Source organism: Micromonospora sp. CNZ322 (genome assembly GCF_007827755.1).
Map to the genome: position 1 here is coordinate 85241 of NZ_VITD01000021.1, position 16992 is coordinate 102232.

Annotated in this window: 12 protein-coding genes; 5 read left to right on the forward strand and 7 right to left on the reverse strand. The window is 70.3% G+C overall.

The features are described from left to right. Positions 1 to 133: 133 nt before the first annotated feature. Positions 134 to 487 carry a sterol carrier family protein gene (locus tag FB453_RS31885; RefSeq protein ID WP_486480558.1) on the reverse strand — a complete coding sequence of 118 codons (354 nt, stop codon included), beginning with the start codon at positions 485 to 487 and terminating at the stop codon, positions 134 to 136. A 161-nt stretch (positions 488 to 648) separates the two neighbouring features. Here FB453_RS31885 and FB453_RS31890 point away from each other — a divergent pair, with 161 nt between their 5' ends. Then, positions 649 to 2643 carry a hypothetical protein gene (locus FB453_RS31890; RefSeq protein ID WP_186718688.1) on the forward strand — a complete coding sequence of 665 codons (1995 nt, stop codon included), beginning with the start codon at positions 649 to 651 and terminating at the stop codon, positions 2641 to 2643. Between the two features lie 169 nt (positions 2644 to 2812). On the opposite strand, the gene FB453_RS31895 is transcribed toward FB453_RS31890, so the two are convergent. The 4 genes from FB453_RS31895 to purS form a co-directional block, all read right to left on the reverse strand. Then, the gene (locus tag FB453_RS31895; RefSeq protein ID WP_112586203.1) at positions 2813 to 3568 is read right to left on the reverse strand and encodes a 2-phosphosulfolactate phosphatase; all 756 of its coding nucleotides are present in this window, start codon (positions 3566 to 3568) and stop codon (positions 2813 to 2815) included. Positions 3569 to 3572: 4 nt separating this feature from the next. Continuing rightward, positions 3573 to 6242 carry a phosphoribosylformylglycinamidine synthase subunit PurL gene (gene purL / locus FB453_RS31900; RefSeq protein WP_145796218.1) on the reverse strand — a complete coding sequence of 890 codons (2670 nt, stop codon included), beginning with the start codon at positions 6240 to 6242 and terminating at the stop codon, positions 3573 to 3575. Positions 6243 to 6309: 67 nt separating this feature from the next. Continuing rightward, a complete protein-coding gene (gene purQ, locus FB453_RS31905) occupies positions 6310 to 6993 on the reverse strand; it encodes a phosphoribosylformylglycinamidine synthase subunit PurQ (protein ID WP_091396055.1) in 684 nt (227 codons plus the stop codon). Continuing rightward, positions 6990 to 7253 (reverse strand): phosphoribosylformylglycinamidine synthase subunit PurS, encoded by a 264-nt coding sequence (purS, locus tag FB453_RS31910; protein WP_145796221.1) that lies wholly within the window; start codon positions 7251 to 7253, stop codon positions 6990 to 6992. The genes purQ and purS overlap by 4 nt, the downstream gene beginning before the upstream one ends. 358 nt (positions 7254 to 7611) lie before the next feature. Between purS and FB453_RS31915 the strand changes: the two genes are divergently transcribed. Together FB453_RS31915 and FB453_RS31920 are read left to right on the forward strand one after the other, a co-directional pair. Next, entirely contained in the window at positions 7612 to 8304 is a 693-nt protein-coding gene (locus FB453_RS31915; RefSeq protein WP_145796223.1) for a trypsin-like serine protease, read from the forward strand. A 24-nt stretch (positions 8305 to 8328) separates the two neighbouring features. Continuing rightward, complete coding sequence (locus FB453_RS31920; RefSeq protein WP_145796226.1) at positions 8329 to 8892, forward strand: YbjQ family protein; 564 nt, start codon at positions 8329 to 8331, stop codon at positions 8890 to 8892. Between the two features lie 110 nt (positions 8893 to 9002). Here the strand turns inward: FB453_RS31920 and purB are convergent, their stop codons facing one another. Then, positions 9003 to 10427, reverse strand: coding sequence for an adenylosuccinate lyase (gene purB / locus FB453_RS31925; protein ID WP_112586195.1), 1425 nt, complete (start codon positions 10425 to 10427; stop codon positions 9003 to 9005). Between the two features lie 175 nt (positions 10428 to 10602). On the opposite strand from purB, the gene FB453_RS31930 reads away from it, so the two are divergent. Then, a complete protein-coding gene (locus FB453_RS31930) occupies positions 10603 to 12921 on the forward strand; it encodes a PKD domain-containing protein (RefSeq protein WP_145796228.1) in 2319 nt (772 codons plus the stop codon). A gap of 349 nt (positions 12922 to 13270) precedes the next feature. Continuing rightward, entirely contained in the window at positions 13271 to 15598 is a 2328-nt protein-coding gene (locus FB453_RS31935; RefSeq protein ID WP_145796230.1) for a PKD domain-containing protein, read from the forward strand. Positions 15599 to 15666: 68 nt separating this feature from the next. Here FB453_RS31935 and FB453_RS31940 read toward each other — a convergent pair whose 3' ends face one another. Next, positions 15667 to 16959 carry an acetyl-CoA C-acetyltransferase gene (locus tag FB453_RS31940; RefSeq protein WP_145796231.1) on the reverse strand — a complete coding sequence of 431 codons (1293 nt, stop codon included), beginning with the start codon at positions 16957 to 16959 and terminating at the stop codon, positions 15667 to 15669. Between the last annotated feature and the right edge of the window lie 33 nt (positions 16960 to 16992).

Genomic DNA, 16992 nt, shown 5'->3' on the forward strand with positions numbered 1-16992 from the left:
CGGGGATCACGGGCGGATCCACTCTCCTCTGCCGGGACCACTGTCATCGCCTGACAGTGTACGCGAATCGACGTCAATACAGAAAGTCACGATTCCCCTGCTCAGCGTTACAGCGAGTGGGACATCGGGACGACTAGAGGGGCAGATACGCCGAGAGGTCCGCGCGGTTGCCACTCATCTGGACGCGACCGTCGGTGACCGCCTGCGCCCAGGCAACCCTGCCGGTTGCCAGCTCCAACCAGGTGTTCGGGGCCATCTCGACCACGTTTGGTGGATTTCCCCTGGTGTGTCGAGGCCCCGGTACGCACTGGATCGCCCCGTATGGTGGGACGCGCACCTCCACCGATCGGCCGGGGGCGCGCTCCGCGAGGACGGCCAACAACGACCGGACCGCCTCTCGGAACACCGGCCGTTCGGGTGTACGCCCCTCGTCGAGCGCCGACAACGCGGCCGTAACGGCAGCGGACTTACTGTGCGGAGAGGACACGACGGGACGATACGACCCCCAGGCCAAACATGCGACGCTGGCCCTGGGTCGCGCTCATGCAGTCGGACAAGGCATAGTTGCCGACGGCGTATTCGTACCGTGATGATCCCCGGCCCGGCGCCCCGCCGGTCAGAGGGAAGTCAGCCCGGAAGGCGGTGGACGTGTCAACACACCGACGTGCCTGGAAGCAGCGGGCCGGTGTGGTCGTAGCGCTGGTTGCCGGCGCTCTGCTCGCCGTCCCCGCCACACCAGCCATGGCCGCAGATGTCAGCGTTTCCCCCGGCTCGATCACAGTAAACGCCGGCAGCGACGCCACAATCACCGTGCGCGTCACCGGGGGTAATGACGACGAGTCAGCAAAGGTCAGCCTCGCCGGCCTGCCGTCCGGCGTCAGCTGCGCCAGTGGTTGCGGCGATGTCAAACTCTCCGGCGGCGGCCTGGGCAACCCGACAGGGTCGGTGCTGGTCAGGATCGCGGCCAACGACAACGCCGGCGACGCGACCGCGAGCGTCACGGTGGCCGTCGAGGCCGAGTCCGGGCCGGACACCGCCACCGTCTCGCTGACCGTGAAGGGCAAGGCCGCTCCGCCGCCGCCGCAGAACCAGACCGTGCGGTCGGTCTCGGGCAAGGTGGTCTCGCAGGCCGACGGCAAGGCCGTGTCGAACGCGTTCGTGGTTCTTCAGGACACCGCCGGTCACCGTTACGACGCCACCAGCAATGGCAGCGGCGACTTCCGGTTCACCGGTACGACCCAGAACCCGATCGCGCCCGGACGGATCGACCTGGGCGCGTCGTTCGACAACATCAAAGCGTTCAAGTCCTTGAACGCCAACGCCGGGCAGGCGATCACCGGTCAGCGGCTCAGTCTCGCGATCAAGGCCGAGACGACGCCGAGCGCCACCCCGTCCGCCACCCCCGAGGCCACTCCCACCGATGAGGCGACCGAGGAGGGCACCGAGGAGGAGCCCACCGAGGAGGCCAGCCAGGGTGCTCCGGCGAACGCCGCGAACAACGAGGACAGCGGCGGCCTCGGCTCGTACATGATCATTTTGCTCGGTGGTCTCCTGGTCGCCGCCGGTGTCGGCACGATCGTGCTGCTCTGGATGAAGCGCAAGGAGAACGGCGACGACGACGACGCTCCGGCGGCCGCCGGCGGCGGCGGTGTGGTGCCGCCCTCGCGGGGCGGGTTCCGCGGCCCCGACGACCAGACCCGGGTGGTCGGCGGTCGTCCCGGCGCGGACCCGACCATGGTCGGCGGCGCGGCGCTGAGCGAGGCGCCGACGATGATGCATCGCCCGGTGGTCGACGACGTTCCGCCGGACCCGTACGGCGCGCCTGCCCAGGCGTACGGCGGCGCGGGCCAGCAGGGCTGGGGCGGCGCCGGCTACGGCGAGGAGCCAGCGTCCGCTGGGTACGGTGCCGGCGGCTACGGCCCTCCGGCCGGCCCGGAGGGCGGGTACGGCGCCGGTGCGGCCGGTGACGGTTACGGTGCCGCGCCCAGTGGCGGCTACGGCAACGCTCCGGCCTCGGGTGGCGGCTACGGCAACGCACCGGCCTCCGGCGGCGGCTACGGCAGTCGCGACTACGACGCCCCGGGTGGCACCGCCGCGTATCCGGCGGCCCCCGCTGGCGGACCGGCGTACGGCGAGCGGTTCGACGAGCCGACCGGCCGGTACACCGGCGACAGCACCCAGTACCCGGCCCCGGCCGACCCCTACGCCACCGGCGTCTACCAGCCGGAGCAGGAGCAGGGGTACGGCCAGCCCGATGCCGCCCCGTACGGCGGTCGCGCCGCCGAGCCGACCGCGGGATACGGCGCTCCGGAGGCTGGCGGATACGACCAGGGCGGCTACGGTCAACCGGCCGGCGGGTACGACCAGGGCGGTAACTACGGCCAGGAGCCTCCGCAGCAGCAGCGCGGCGGCTACGACGACCGGGGCTACGACCAGGGCGGCTACGGCCAGCCCTCCAGCGGGTACGACCAGGCCGGCAACTACGGCCAGGAGCCTCCGCAGCAGCGCGGCGGCTACGACGACCGGGGCTACGACCAGGGTGGCTACGGCCAGCAGCCCGCCGGGCGGAATCGACCGGACACCCCGCCGCCACCGCCGCCGACCGAGCGGGGCGGTCGCCGCCTCGACTGGCTGGACGACTGACCCCACCCACCACAGCGCCATGGAAACGGCCACCCGGATCTCCGGGTGGCCGTTTCGCTGTCACAAGACCAACCCGACCCGCGCCGATCTTGCAGTTTCGGTCGTCTTTACGGGCGGAATGCCCCCTACGTCGGGACAGAAAGTGCAAGATCGCGGGATGGGGGCCCGGTCAGGCTGCGGAGAAGACGCCCTGGTGGAGCACCGGCACGACGTCCGACACGCCGATCCGGACGGCGACGTCCACGTCCGCGGCGAAGCCGCTTTCGGTCAGCTCCCGTCCGGAGACGCTGCCGCGCACCGCGGCGGGCAGATCCGGGGTGCTCGCCAGCGCGGCGAGCGCCATGGCCGCCTCCACCGAGAGCCCACCCGGCACGCCGGAGAGGGCGTCCAGCACCGAGGCGGCGCCAAGTTGGTCCTCCACCGACGGTCGCAGCGACCCGTCCGGCCACCGCTCCCCCGAGGCGATCACGCCGATCGGGGCGTCCAGCGTGCCGTACCCCTGGCGGCGCAGCCAATGCCCGACGGCGCGCGCGTTGCGCAGGCACGCCGCGACCACCGGCAGGCCGGTGGCGCTGGCGGCGGCGCTGATGGCGGAGCCGTTCGGGGAGGGCAGCACGAGGTCCGCCACCACAGGTGCGCTGCTCAGCGCGGCGGGCGAGAGCGACCACGGGTGTTCCGCTGTCGTCTGCCGCCGCCCGACAGCAGCGGTCGCACCGACCCGTACGGCGTACTCGGCGGCCTGCTCACCCCAGGGGAACGGGTGCACCCGCATGCCCCGGGCGACCGCCACCTCCACGGCGGTGGTGAACGAGAGGACGTCCACCACCACCAGCGCCGCGCAGACCCGGCCGAGTTCGGCCGCCCCGGTCAGCCCCCAGTCGAACCGGGCACCCGATCCGGGTTGGCCGTAGACGGCGGCCGTCAAGGCCTCAGCGCTCGTCGGGCGACGGCTCGGTGACACCGGAGTCAGACTCGGACGCCCCGCCGGGCTGCTCCGACCCGATCGGCTCGACCGCGCCGGTCTCCGGGGAAGGACCCGAGGAAGCGATCGGCTCGGAGACCACCGCCGCCGCGTCGACCGGCTCAGCCTGCGCGACCGGCAGCGGAACGGCCTCGACCGCACCCGCCACACCGGCAGCCGGCGCGGGCACCTCGACTGCCGCCGAGCCCCCGAAGAGGCGCGGCAACGTCTCGGTGTGCGCGGTGCGCAGCTCGTCCAGGCCGATCCGGAACTGGCCGTGCACCTCGAGCGCCCCACCGGACGGGTCGGTGACGCCGATCAGCTCGAACGGCACGCCCCGCTCAGCGCAGAGCGCCGCGAACGCCTTGTCGTGGCCGCGCGGCACCGAGACCAGCGCCCGCGTTGCGGACTCGCTGAACAGGTAGACGAACGGCATCGAGCCCTCGGCGAACTGCTCCGGCACCGCGATCCGCGCACCGACGCCACGCCGCAGGCAGGACTCGACAAGGCTCTGGGCGAGACCACCGTCGGAGAGGTCGTGCGCGGAGGCCAGGTGACCGACCCGGGCCGCCTCGGCCAGCAGCTCGGCCAGCGCCTTCTCGCGGAGAAGGTCGACCTGCGGCGGAATACCGCCGAGGTGCTCGTGCGTCACCCAGGCCCACTCCGAGCCGGAGAGCTCCACGTTCGTCTCGCCGAGCAGGTAGAGCTGGTCGTGGTCGCCACCGGCGCGCGGCACGAAGCCCATCGGCACCCGGTCGGCGACGTTGTCCAGCACGCCCAGCACACCGACCACCGGGGTCGGGTGGATGGCCGCGGCACCGGTCTGGTTGTAGAAGCTGACGTTGCCGCCGGTCACCGGGATGCCCAGCTCCAGGCAGCCGTCCGCCAGGCCGCGGACGGCCTCGGCGAACTGCCACATGACGCCCGGGTCCTCCGGGGAGCCGAAGTTGAGGCAGTCGGTGACGGCGATCGGCTTGGCCCCGGTCACCGCCACGTTCCGGTACGCCTCGGCCAGGGCCAGCTTGGTGCCGTTGTACGGGTCGAGCCTGGCGTACCGGCCGTTGCCGTCCACCGACAGCGCCACACCGAGACCGGTCCGCTCGTCGATCCGGATCACGCCGCCGTCCTCCGGCTGGGCGAGCACGGTGTTGCCCAGCACGTAGCGGTCGTACTGCTCGGTGACCCAGGACTTGTCGGCCAGGTTCGGCGACGCGATCATGCGCAGCACGGTCTCCCGCAGCGCCTCCGGGTCGGCCGGGCGGGGCAGCGTCTCGGCCCGGTCGGCCTGGAGCAGGATCAGGTCGGCCGGCTCGCGCATCGGCCGGGCGTAGACCGGGCCGTCGTCGACGAGCGAACCCGGCGGCACGTCGACAACGAGGTGGTCCTGCCAGGTGATCAGCAGGCGACCGGGGCTGCCGTCCGGCTCCGGTGCGGTGACCTCACCGATCGCGGTGGCGAGGACGCCCCACTTCTCGCAGGTCTTGAGCACCGCGTCGAGCTTGTCCGGCTCGACGACCAGCAGCATCCGCTCCTGCGACTCGCTGGCCAGGATCTCGTGCGGGTCCATCGAGGGCTCGCGCAGCGGCACCCGCTCCAGCCAGACCCGCATGCCGGTGCCGGCAGCGGCGGCGGTCTCGGTGAGCGCGCAGGTCAGACCGGCGCCGCCGAGGTCCTGGATGCCGACGACCAGTTGGCCGTCGTACAGCTCGAGGCACGCCTCGATCAGCAGCTTCTCGGTGAACGGGTCACCGACCTGCACGGCGGGGCGACGCGCTTCGCTGCCCTCGTCGAAGGTGGCGCTGGCCAGCACCGAGACGCCGCCGATGCCGTCGCGGCCGGTCTTGGCGCCCATCAGCACGACAACGTTGCCCGGGCCGGCGGCGGCCTTGTTCTGCAGCCGGCTGACCGGCAGCACGCCCAGGCAGAGCGCGTTGAGCAGCGGGTTGCCCTGGTAGGAGGGGTCGAAGACCAGCTCACCACCGATGTTGGGCAGGCCCAGGCAGTTGCCGTAGCCGCCGACGCCGGCGACCACACCGGTGAGCACCCGGGCGGTGTCCGGGTGGTCCGCGGCACCGAAGCGCAGCGGGTCCATCACCGCGACCGGGCGGGCACCCATGGCGAGGATGTCCCGGACGATGCCGCCGACGCCGGTCGCCGCGCCCTGGTACGGCTCGACGAAGCTCGGGTGGTTGTGCGACTCGACCTTGAAGGTCACCGCCAGCTCGTCGGAGATCTGCACGACACCGGCGTTCTCACCGATGCCGGCGAGCATCCGGTCGCTGTGCGGGGCCTTCTCACCGAACTGGCGCAGGTGCACCTTGCTCGACTTGTAGGAGCAGTGCTCGCTCCACATGATCGAATACATCGCCAACTCGGACTGCGTGGGCCGGCGGCCGAGGATCTGCCGGATCCGGTCGTACTCGTCGTCGCGCAGACCAAGCTCGGTGTACGGCTGAAGCTCGCCCGGGGTGCCACCGGCGCGCGGCACGGTGTCCACGCCCTCGGTCCAGACGGCGGCGGCCGGCTGGGCGGGAGCGGTCGCCGGTGCGACCGGCTGCGCCGCGCTCGGCTCGCCCGGCTGCGCCGGGGCGGAGTACGCCTCCGGTGTGTCCCGTACCGGGTCCGGATGGGTGGTCATGACCTCTCCTCGCTGCGCTCGTGCCCGCCAGGCCGGCGGTTGAGCTGACCGATGATCGTGCCGCCGGTCATGCCGGCGCCCCCACCAGGTGCTTGAGGACCGACGTGAAGAAGCCGAGGCCGTCCAGCGAAGGGCCGGTGAGCGCCTCCACCGCGTGCTCGGGGTGCGGCATGATGCCGACCACGTTGCCGGCGGCGTTGGTGATCGCGGCGATGTCGCGCTGGGACCCGTTGGGGTTGCCGCCGACGTAGCGGGCGACCACCCGACCTTCGGCTTCGAGCTGGTCCAGCGTCGCGGTGTCCGCGACGTAGCAGCCCTCGCCGTTCTTGACCGGGATGAGCACCTCCTGGCCGGGCTGGAACGCGTTGGTCCACGCCGTCCCGGCCGACTCGATGCGCAGGACCTGGTCCCGGTTGCGGAAGTGCAGGTGCTGGTTGCGGGTGAGCGCGCCGGGCAGCAGGTGCGCCTCGCAGAGGATCTGGAAGCCGTTGCAGATGCCGAGCACCGGCAGACCACCCCGGGCGGCGTCCACGATCGTCTCCATCACCGGGGCGAACCGGGCGATGGCGCCGCACCGCAGGTAGTCACCGTAGGAGAAACCGCCAGGCAGGACGACCGCGTCGACACCGTGCAGCTCCGGGTCGCCGTGCCAGAGCCGGACCGGCTCAGCGCCGGCGATCCGGACGGCCCGGGCCGCGTCCCCGTCGTCGAGCGAGCCGGGGAAGGTGACCACACCGACCCGGGCGGTCACGAGCGGGCGTCCGCAGTCTCGTCGGCCTCGACCAGGCGGACGGTGAAGTCCTCGATGACCGGGTTGGCGAGCAGTTTGTCGGCAATCTCCCGAGCGCGGTTCAGGTCCGGTTCACCGGTGAACTCGATCTCGATCCGCCTGCCGATCCGAACCGAGGCGACGTCACCGACGCCGAGCCGGGGCAGCGCGTTTGCGACGGCCTGGCCCTGCGGATCAAGGATCTCGGGCTTGAGCATGACGTCGACGACGACGCGAGGCACTGGGCACTCCTGACTGTGTACGCAGTTGGGTGCCGACCCACAATGGGCGAGCGCAGCCAGCGTACCTGGCAGATATCGCCGCGGACGCACCGGCCGGGTGCAGTTCAGGCAGTGATCGACATTACTGACGCTCAGTCGGACCTGTCACGCACGACAGGTGGCCCTAGCAGGACATATACGGCGCAGCGGGTGGCCGAATCGTTACATTGAACAACCTCGATCAGCTCCTTGATAACGATCGCGTCGCAGCCTACTCTACATCGACGCAAGTCGATTTCGCCGGCTCCGGGAACCCCCGCCGCCCGGCATCATCCGCACCCGGCGACCCCGGGCCCGCCCCGTCCAAGGAGTCCACCCGATGCGCATCCGCCCCCTGCTCGCCGTACTCAGCACCGCGCTGGTCGGCGCCCTCGGCGTCACGTCCGCCGCGTCCGCCGCCCCCGTTGCCCCCGCCGGCCCACAACCCATCATCGGCGGCGGCACCGTCTCGTCCGCGCCCTGGGCCGCCGCGGTGCTCAGCAACGGCTCGTTCACCTGCTCCGGCAGCGTCATCGCCGCGCAGTGGGTGCTCACCGCCCGGCACTGCATCAGCGGCACCATGTCGGTGCGCGTCGGCAGCGTGAACCGCACCTCCGGCGGGGTCACCCGCACGGTCAGCGCCACCTACACCCGCAACGACCTCGCGCTCATGCGGCTCTCCAGCACGGTCAGCACCTCCGCGGTGAGCCTGGCCAGCAGCAACCCGCCGATCAACTCGACGAACTCGATCTACGGCTGGGGCATGACCTGCTACAGCGGCTGCTCGGCGTCCACCCAGCTGAAGACCGCCACCGTCCGGGTGACCAGCAACAGCGCCACCGACGCGTACGGCGGCCAGGCGATCCGCAGCACCCGGATCAACGGCAACGCCTGGCGCGGTGACTCCGGCGGCCCGCAGTTCTACAACGGTCAGCAGGTCGGCGTCGCCTCCACCGCCGACGGGTCGAGCATCCAGAACTACGGCAGCGTTGCGTACAACCGGGCCTGGATCACCTCGGTGGCCGGTGTCTGACGGTTAGCGCCCCGCTCGGCGCGGATGGTCGGCCACGTGCCGGCCGTCCGCGCCGCGTCGTTTTGCAGCATCCGATCAGGTGAACAATGCACACGATCGGGTCGCGCCACTCCTGACAGCATCGGAACCGTGCTGGTCGTGACGACAGAGCAACTGCCCGGCTACGAGATCCGCCAGATTCTCGGTGAGGTGGTGTCATCGATGGCCAGGACGCGCAACCCGTACCGCGAGGGTGTGAAGAACCTGCGCGGTGGCGCTTACGACCCGATGGCCCCGGACAACCTGACCCGGTGGCGCACCGACTCGGTGGCCCGCCTCGGCGAGGAGGCCCTGCGGCTCGGCGCGAACGCGGTGATCGGCATGCGATTCGACAGCCGGGACTGTGGCGAGATGTGGATGGAGATCTGCGCGTACGGGACGGCCGTGGTCGCCGTACCCAAGATGCCCGAGGTCATGCCGGCCGACCAGCCGGCTGTCGCAGCGGGAACCGCGGAACCCGCAGGCTTCGCCGAGTCGCTCGGCGGCATCGCCGAACCCGCCAGTGCCCCCAACCTGAGAACCGCCGCCGAAACCCCAACCGGCGAGTAACGCCCAACCTCACCGGCCCAGCCCGTTGATCATGAAGTTATTGCCCTGCGCACCGGCGTGTCGCAGCAATAACTTCATGATCAACGCAGCAACGCCGGGTAAGGGTGGGGTTAGAGGATGGGGGGTGGGCTGTAGGTTGCCGCGTTTGGGTGGGCGGTCACCACAGTGGTGATGCGGCTTGTCACCGCTGCCACCTGGGCTTGGGCGGCACCTACGAAGGCGTTGCGGTCGGCGACCAGGGTGTCGATGTCGGCGCGGGACAGGCCGAGCCGACCGTCCGCCGCCAGGCGGTCGAAGAGGTCGTTCTCCGGTGAGCCCTTCTCGCGCATCGCCAGGGCCACAGCCACCGCGTGCTCCTTGATCACCTCGTGGGCGACCTCCCGGCCGACGCCGCGCCGGACCGCCGCGACCAGGATCTTCGTGGTGGCCAAGAACGGCAGGAAGCGCTCCAGCTCCCGGTTGATCACCGCCGGGTACGCGCCGAACTCGTCGAGCACGGTGAGGAACGTCTGGAACAGCCCGTCGGCGGCGAAGAACGCGTCCGGCAGTGCCACCCGGCGGACCACCGAGCAGGACACGTCCCCCTCGTTCCACTGGTCACCGGCCAGCTCGCCGACCATCGACAGGTAACCCCTGATGATCACGGCGAAGCCGTTCACGCGCTCGGAGGAACGGGTGTTCATCTTGTGTGGCATCGCGCTGGAACCGACCTGACCCGGTTTGAAGCCCTCGGTCGCCAGCTCCTGACCGACCATCAACCGGATCGTGGTGGCCAGCGACGACGGCGCGGCGGCCGTCTGGGCCAGCGCGGCCAGCACGTCGAAGTCGAGCGAGCGCGGGTAGACCTGCCCGACGCTGTCCAGCACCCGGGAGAAGCCCAGGTGCTCGGCCACCCGTCGTTCCAGCTCGGCCACCTTGTCGGCGTCGCCGTCGAAGAGGTCGAGCTGGTCGGCGGCCGTGCCGACCGGTCCCTTGATCCCCCGCAGCGGGTAGCGGGCGATCAGCTCCTCCAGCCGCTCGTACGCGATCAGCAACTCCTCGGCCGCCGACGCGAAGCGCTTGCCCAGCGTGGTGGCCTGCGCCGCCACGTTGTGCGAACGGCCGGTCATGACCAGCTCGGAGTGCTCGTGGGCCAGCCAGGCCAACCGGGCGAGGGTTGCCACCACCCGGTCACGGATCAGCTCCAGTGAGGCGCGCACCTGGAGCTGCTCGACGTTCTCGGTGAGGTCCCGGGAGGTCATCCCCTTGTGCACGTGCTCGTGCCCGGCGAGCGCGCTGAACTCCTCGATCCGGGCCTTCACGTCGTGCCGGGTGACCCGCTCCCGCTCGGCGATCGAGGCGAGGTCGACCTGGTCGAGCACCCGCTCGTACGCCTCGACCACGCCGTCCGGCACCGGCACGCCCAGGTCGCGCTGAGCGCGGAGAACGGCGAGCCAGAGCCGCCGCTCCATCCGGACCTTCTCCTCCGGGGACCAGAGGGCGACCAGTTCAGGCGAGGCGTACCGGTTGGCCAGCACGTTGGGGATCGTCGTCACGTGCCTCATTCTCTCCTACCCGGCGGCCCGTCCGGCCAGCAGGCCAGGGCGGGTGCCGGTGGGGCCGGTTGGCCGTTTTGTCGCCCGGGGCGGTGTGCTACCAGCCGGTATCGGATCATGGTCTCCGTCTGATTCCCGGCGAAGCCGAATCCACCCTTCACGACAGAGGGCATGCATGCGCAGAAGATCCCTCGCCGGCCTCACCGCGATCGCGGTGACCGGCAGCACCCTGCTGACCACCGGCGCACCCGCCCAGGCAGCCGAACCTGAGGTCCTGTACGTCAAGCAGGCCGACGCGAACTGCTCCGACCAGGGGCCAGGCTCCGAAAGCACGCCGTTCTGCACGATCGGTGCAGCAACCGCCGTGGTGACCGCCGGCGGGACGGTTCGTGTCGACGGCGGCACCTACGCCGAGCGCGTCACCCTCACCAGCTCCGGCACACCGGAATTGCCGATCTCCTTCATCGCCAATACCCCTCGCACACGGGTGACGCTTGTCGGTCCGAACGCGGGCCTGGTCGTCGACGGCCAGCACGACATATACGTTCAGGAATTCAATGTCAGGGGGTCTGCCGATGTACCCGCCATCGATCTGCGTAACGCCTCGAACATCTTGATCTCGGGCGGCGAATTCACGATGGCGAACGTCGCGACCGCGCCCGCCATCCGACTCGCCAATGTGAAGATGGCGATGCTGGAAGAGATCATCGCCACCGGGACAGCGCTCGCCGGCGGCTTGACCATGGATGCCTCCACCAGCGAGGTGATCGTCGACGACACGCTGGTGGCGACCGACCCGAAACACATTGCCGCCGATGACGGCGTGGGCATTCGAATCGACGGGCCGCACAACACGATCGTCGGCGGCGATGTTGCCGGCTTCTCCGGAGCTGCCATCTCGGTGGGCCCGGCCGCCTCCGCGACGGTGATCGCCAACAACCGGATCAGGAGCGGGATCGGATACGGCATCCACAACCGCGGAGCCGTGGGCACGGGCATCGCCAACAACGACATCCAGGACCGTTGCCTGGGCGGCGTCCGGGTCGACGGGGCGTCGTCCCAGGTCTCGGTACAGAACAATGTGCTCCGCAACAACGGCGCCTTCAACCAGGGCTACTGCGATCCGCAGGCTCCCGCGGGTGCCGAGATCGGGGTCTACGGCGCGGCGCTGAGCGGCACGGTGATCGATTACAACAACACCTGGCATCAGTCCACGTCCGCGACCGGCTACTCCTGGAACGGAACCAGGATGGGTCTCGCCCAGTTCCGCACCGTCTCCGGGCAGGCCGCACACGACCGGTACACGTCGGATGTCCGGGACAACGTCGACTCGGCGAACTCGACGGCACCCGGCTACCAGGACCTTGACATCAGCGGAAAGCCACGCCGGGACGATCCGGCCGTGGCGAACACCGGCGCGGGCCCGATCGCGTACGCCGACCGTGGCACTGCTGAGTCCATCAAACCCCCGGTGTCGTCCTTCGACGCCACGGTGGACCTCGCCACGAGCACTGTCAGGGTGGACGCCTCCGCCTCCACGCCGGGCTTCGTCCCGATCGATAGTTACGAGTTCCGTTGGGGCGACGGCACCTCCTCCACCAGCCAGTCCGGTCCGATCGCCACGCACAAATACGCCACACCGGGCACCTATGACGTCACCGTCAGCCCCCGGGGTACCGACGGCCTGGTCGGCAGCAGCACCGAGCAGGTCACCGTGCTGCGGCGGACCGCTTCCGTGGGCCTGCTCGCGTTGTCCAACCGTCGCTACGTAGGTACATCCGCGTCGGTTCTCCTGCCGAACCAGGTCGGGTTGACCGCCGCCGCGCAGTACGACCTGGCGGACGCCGGCAACGGCCAGGTGGCCCTCGTCGCGCGGGCCAACGGCCGCTACGTCACGCAGTCGGCCAACGAGTCCCTGAACGCCGCGGGCCAGGTGGTTGGCACCACCGAGAAGTTCACAGTCGTCCGCAACAGTGAGGGCACCGTCAGCCTCAAGGCGAGCAACAACCTGTACGTCACCGCCGACGCCAGCGGCACCGTCTCGATGAGCGCCAGTCGGTCCACCATCGGCGTCTCGGAGAAGTTCGCCCAGGTTCCAGTCGCCGACGCGAACAGGTCACTGAAGGCCAGCGTGAACGGCCGTTTCGTGATGGCCGACGGTGCCGGTGTGAAGCCGCTGATCGCAAGCGCGGCGACCGCCGGTAGCTGGGAGCGGTTCGACTTCGCCGACCTCGGTAGCGGTCAGATCGCCCTCTTCGCCCGCGCCAACAGCCGTTTCGTGTCCGCCGACGGCGCAGGCGCCAAGCCGCTGATCGCGAACGGCCCGGCCGTCAGCACCTGGGAACGGTTCACAATGGTCCGCAACAGCGACGGCACTGTCAGCTTCAAGGCCGGCATCAACAACAAGTACGTCAGCGCCGACGGCGCGGGCAGCAAGCCACTGATCGCCAACGGCCCGGCCATCAGCACCTGGGAGAAGTTCACCCTCGGCTGAGCCGGACCGACCGAACGACGCCCGCCGGAACCTCAGGGTCCGGCGGGCGTCGTCGTTCAGCGCGAACCGGGCCGGGTCCGGCGGATCCCGCCGTTCGTATCCGAGACCCCGCCGTCCGGTGGCGTCCAGGGCAGCATCGGTGGAACCCCAGCTCTCCACCATGCGGTCAGCCGGCCGTTGAACAGGACGTGAACGTCTACCTGCCGGCCGCTTCGATTCGCCGGAACCAGGACGGTCACGAGACGGGTGGCCGTTTTGTCACCCAGGTCAGCACCTCACTTGTCGATCATGCAGAATCGCCTTATCTGACCTCCGGCGTCGCCGGATCCTCCTCCTTTCCGAGGCCAGCATGCGCAAATCCTTCTTCGCCGGTCTCGCGACCGCAGTACTGACCAGTGGCACCCTGGTGGGCACCGCGCTGCCCGCCCAGGCGGCCGCTCCGACGACGCTCTACGTCCGGCAGAATCCCCCGGCCAACTGCTCCGACCAGTACCCGGGCACCTTGGAGCAGCCGTTCTGCACCATCGGAGCCGCAGCGGCGATCGTCACCGGCGGGCAGACCGTCGACATCGGCGGCGGCAACTACCCGGAGCGCGTCACGATCGGCACGTCCGGCACGCCTGAGCAGCCGGTAACCTTCCTCACCACCTCCAGTTCCGCGGCGACCCTGATCGGCGCGACGGCGGGCTTCGTGATCGACGGCCAGCACGACGTGGTGCTCCAGAACCTCCGCGTCGTCGGGTCGGGCGACGTGCCGGCCCTGGACGCGCGCAACTCCTCGGGCCTCACCATCCGGGGCGGCACCTACGGCCTGAACCTGCCCGCGACGTCACCGGTGATCCGGTTCGCCGGCGTGACCAGCTCGAGCCTGTCGAAGATCACCGTCAGTGGGTTGACCGCCAGCGCCGGCATCACCATGGACGCCGCCAGCAGTGACGTGGCCATCCAGGGCACGAGCGTGCAGGGCTATGCCAACTACATCCTCTCCGACAACACGATCGGCGTCCGGATCGACGGGCCGCGCAACTCGTACATCGGTGGCAGCATCGCCGGCTTCACCAACGCGGCGATCGCGCTCGGGCCCACCGCGGCCGGCACCGTGGTGGCCAACAACGTGATTTCCGGGGGCGCCGGCCACGGCGTGCACAACAACGGGGCCACCGGCACGGCCATCGCCAACAACACCATCAATAACCGCTGCCAGGACGGCATCCGCGTCGACGGAGCCTCGTCCGGCGTCTCCGTACAGAACAACGTGCTCGCTCTGAACGGTTACTTCGATCTGGCTTACTGCGACAACAAGGCGCTGGACGGGGTCGAGATCGGCGTCTACGGCGGTGCCGTCGGAAAGACGGTGGTCGACTACAACAACGCGCACCACTACAACAACGACTCACCGGAGATCTACGCCTGGAACACCCGGATGTCGCTGGCCGCGTTCCGGGCCGCCTCCGGCCAGGCCGCCCACGACCGCGAGACGGGGCAGGCCCGGGACAACATCGACTCGGCGAACTCGGCCGCCCCCGGTTACCCGACCCTCGCCCGCGGCGGCGCGCCGCGCATCGACGATCCGGGCGTGCCGAACACCGGCGCCGGCCCGGTCACGTACGCCGACCGTGGCACCACCGAAGCCGTCCGCAGCCCGGAGGTGCGGTTCGACGTCGCCATGAACATCCAGGCGCGCTCGGTGACTGTGGACGCGTCCGCCTCCCTCCCCGGCCTCAACCCGATCGAGTCCTACCGGTTCACATTCGGCGACGGCAGCACCGTCACCCAGACGAGCCCGATCGCCTCGCACACCTACGCGAACCCGGGCGGCTACCAGATCGGCGTCACGGTCACTGGCACCGACGGTCGGTCGGGGACTTACAGCAGGCAGATCAGCATGCTCCGGCCGACCGGGACCGTGGGTCTGCGGGCCCTGTCAAACCGCCGCTACGTGAGTTACGAGAAAAGCTACGGGCTTCGACCGAACCAGGCCGAACCGAGCACCATCGCGCAGTTCGACCTGGCGGACGCCGGCAACGGCAAGGTCGCCCTCTTCTCTCGGGCGGCCGGGCGCTACGTCGCCATCTCCCAGTTCGACCTCGCCACGTTGACCGCGGACAGCGTCGTCGTGGACGTACGCGAGATGTTCAAGCTGGTGCGCAACGGCGACGGCACCATCAGCCTCCAGGCCCCCATCACCAGTAAATACGTGACCGCCGACGTCAACAGCGCCGTTCCGATGAGCGCCAGCCAGTCCACCATCGGCACCTGGGAGAAGTTCCTCCAGGTCGTCGTACCGGACGCGAACCGGTCCCTGAAGGCGCAGGTCAACGGTCGCTTCGTCAGCGCCGACGGCGCTGGCGCCAAGCCGCTGATCGCGAGCGCGCCGACCGCCAGCACCTGGGAGCGGTTCGACGTGGTGGATCTCGGCAACGGGCAGGTCGGCCTCCTCGCCCGTGTCAACAACCGTTACGTGTCCGCCGACGGCGCTGGCGCCAAGCCGCTGATCGCGGGCGCGGCGACAGCCAGCACCTGGGAGCGGTTCACAATGGTCCGCAGCAGCGACGGCACTGTCAGCTTCAAGGCCGCCGTCAACAACAAGTACGTGAGCGCGGACGGCGCGGGCAGCAAGCCACTGATCGCCAGCGGCCCGGTCATCAGCTCCTGGGAGAGGTTCACCCTCGGCTGAGCCCCTACCGCACTGTCGACGCCCGCCAGGACCTTCGGGTCCGGCGGGCGTCGCCTTGCACGCTCCGCTCAGCGCTCCAGGATGGCGGTCACGCCCTGCCCACCGGCGGCGCAGATGGAGATCAGCCCACGCCCGCTGCCCCGCTCGGCCAGCAGCTTGGCCAGGGTCGCCACGATCCGGCCGCCGGTGGCGGCGAACGGGTGCCCGGCGGCCAGCGACGAACCGTTGACGTTGAGCCGGTCGGTGTCGATCGCGCCCAGCGGGGCGTCCAGGCCTAGCCGGTCCTTGGCGAACTCCGGCGACTCCCAGGCGGCGAGGGTGGCCAGCACCTGCGACGCGAACGCCTCGTGAATTTCGTAGTAGTCGAAGTCCTGCAACGTCAGCCCGGCACGGGCCAGCATCCGGGGCACCGCGTACGCGGGTGCCATCAGCAACCCCTCGTCGCCGTGCACGAAGTCCACCGCCGCCGTCTCCGACCAGCTGAACCAGGCCAGCACGGGGAGGTGGTGCGCCGCCGCCCACTCCTCACTGGCCAGCAGCACAGTTGACGCGCCGTCGGTGAGCGGCGACGAGTTGCCGGCCGTCATGGTGGCGTGCTCGGCGTCCGGGCCACGGGTGCCGAAGACCGGCTTCAGCGAGGCGAGCTTCTCCAGGCTGCTGTCCGGGCGCAGGTTCGCATCTCGGGTGAGCCCCAGGTACGGCGTCATCAGGTCGTCGAAGAAACCCCTGTCGTACGCGGCGGCGAGGCGCTGGTGTGAGCGCAACGCGAGCTCGTCCTGGGCGCGCCGGTCGATCTGCCAGCGCACTGCGGTGCGGGCGGCGTGGTCGCCCATGGACAGGCCGGTACGCGGTTCTGCGTTGCGCGGGATCTCCGGCTTGAACGGCTGAAGTGGGCGCAGCTTCGCCGCGATCTTGAGCCGTTCGCCCAGCGTGCGGGCCGAGTTGAGCTTGAGCAGCGTGCGGCGCATTTCCTCGTTGACGGCGAGCGGGGCGTCGGAGGTGGTGTCGACACCGCCGGCGATGCCCACGTCGAGCTGCCCGAGGGCGATCTTGTTGGCGACCAGGATGGTCGCCTCCAGGCCGGTGCCGCAGGCCTGCTGGATGTCGTACGCCGGGGTGTGTGGGTCGAGTCGGGAGCCGAGGACCACCTCACGGGTGAGGTTGAAGTCGCGGGAGTGTTTGAGCACCGCCCCGGTGACCACCTCGCCGATGCGCTGCCCGGCCAGCCCGTAGCGGGCGATCAGGCCGTCGAGCGCCGCGCCGAGCAGGTCCGCGTTCGACGCGTCCGCGTAGCGGGAATTGGAGCGGGCGAAGGGGATGCGGTTGCCCCCGATGACCGCGACCCGCCGGATGCTCTGCACGATCCGCCTCCTCGACATGTGTTGCTCGAACCC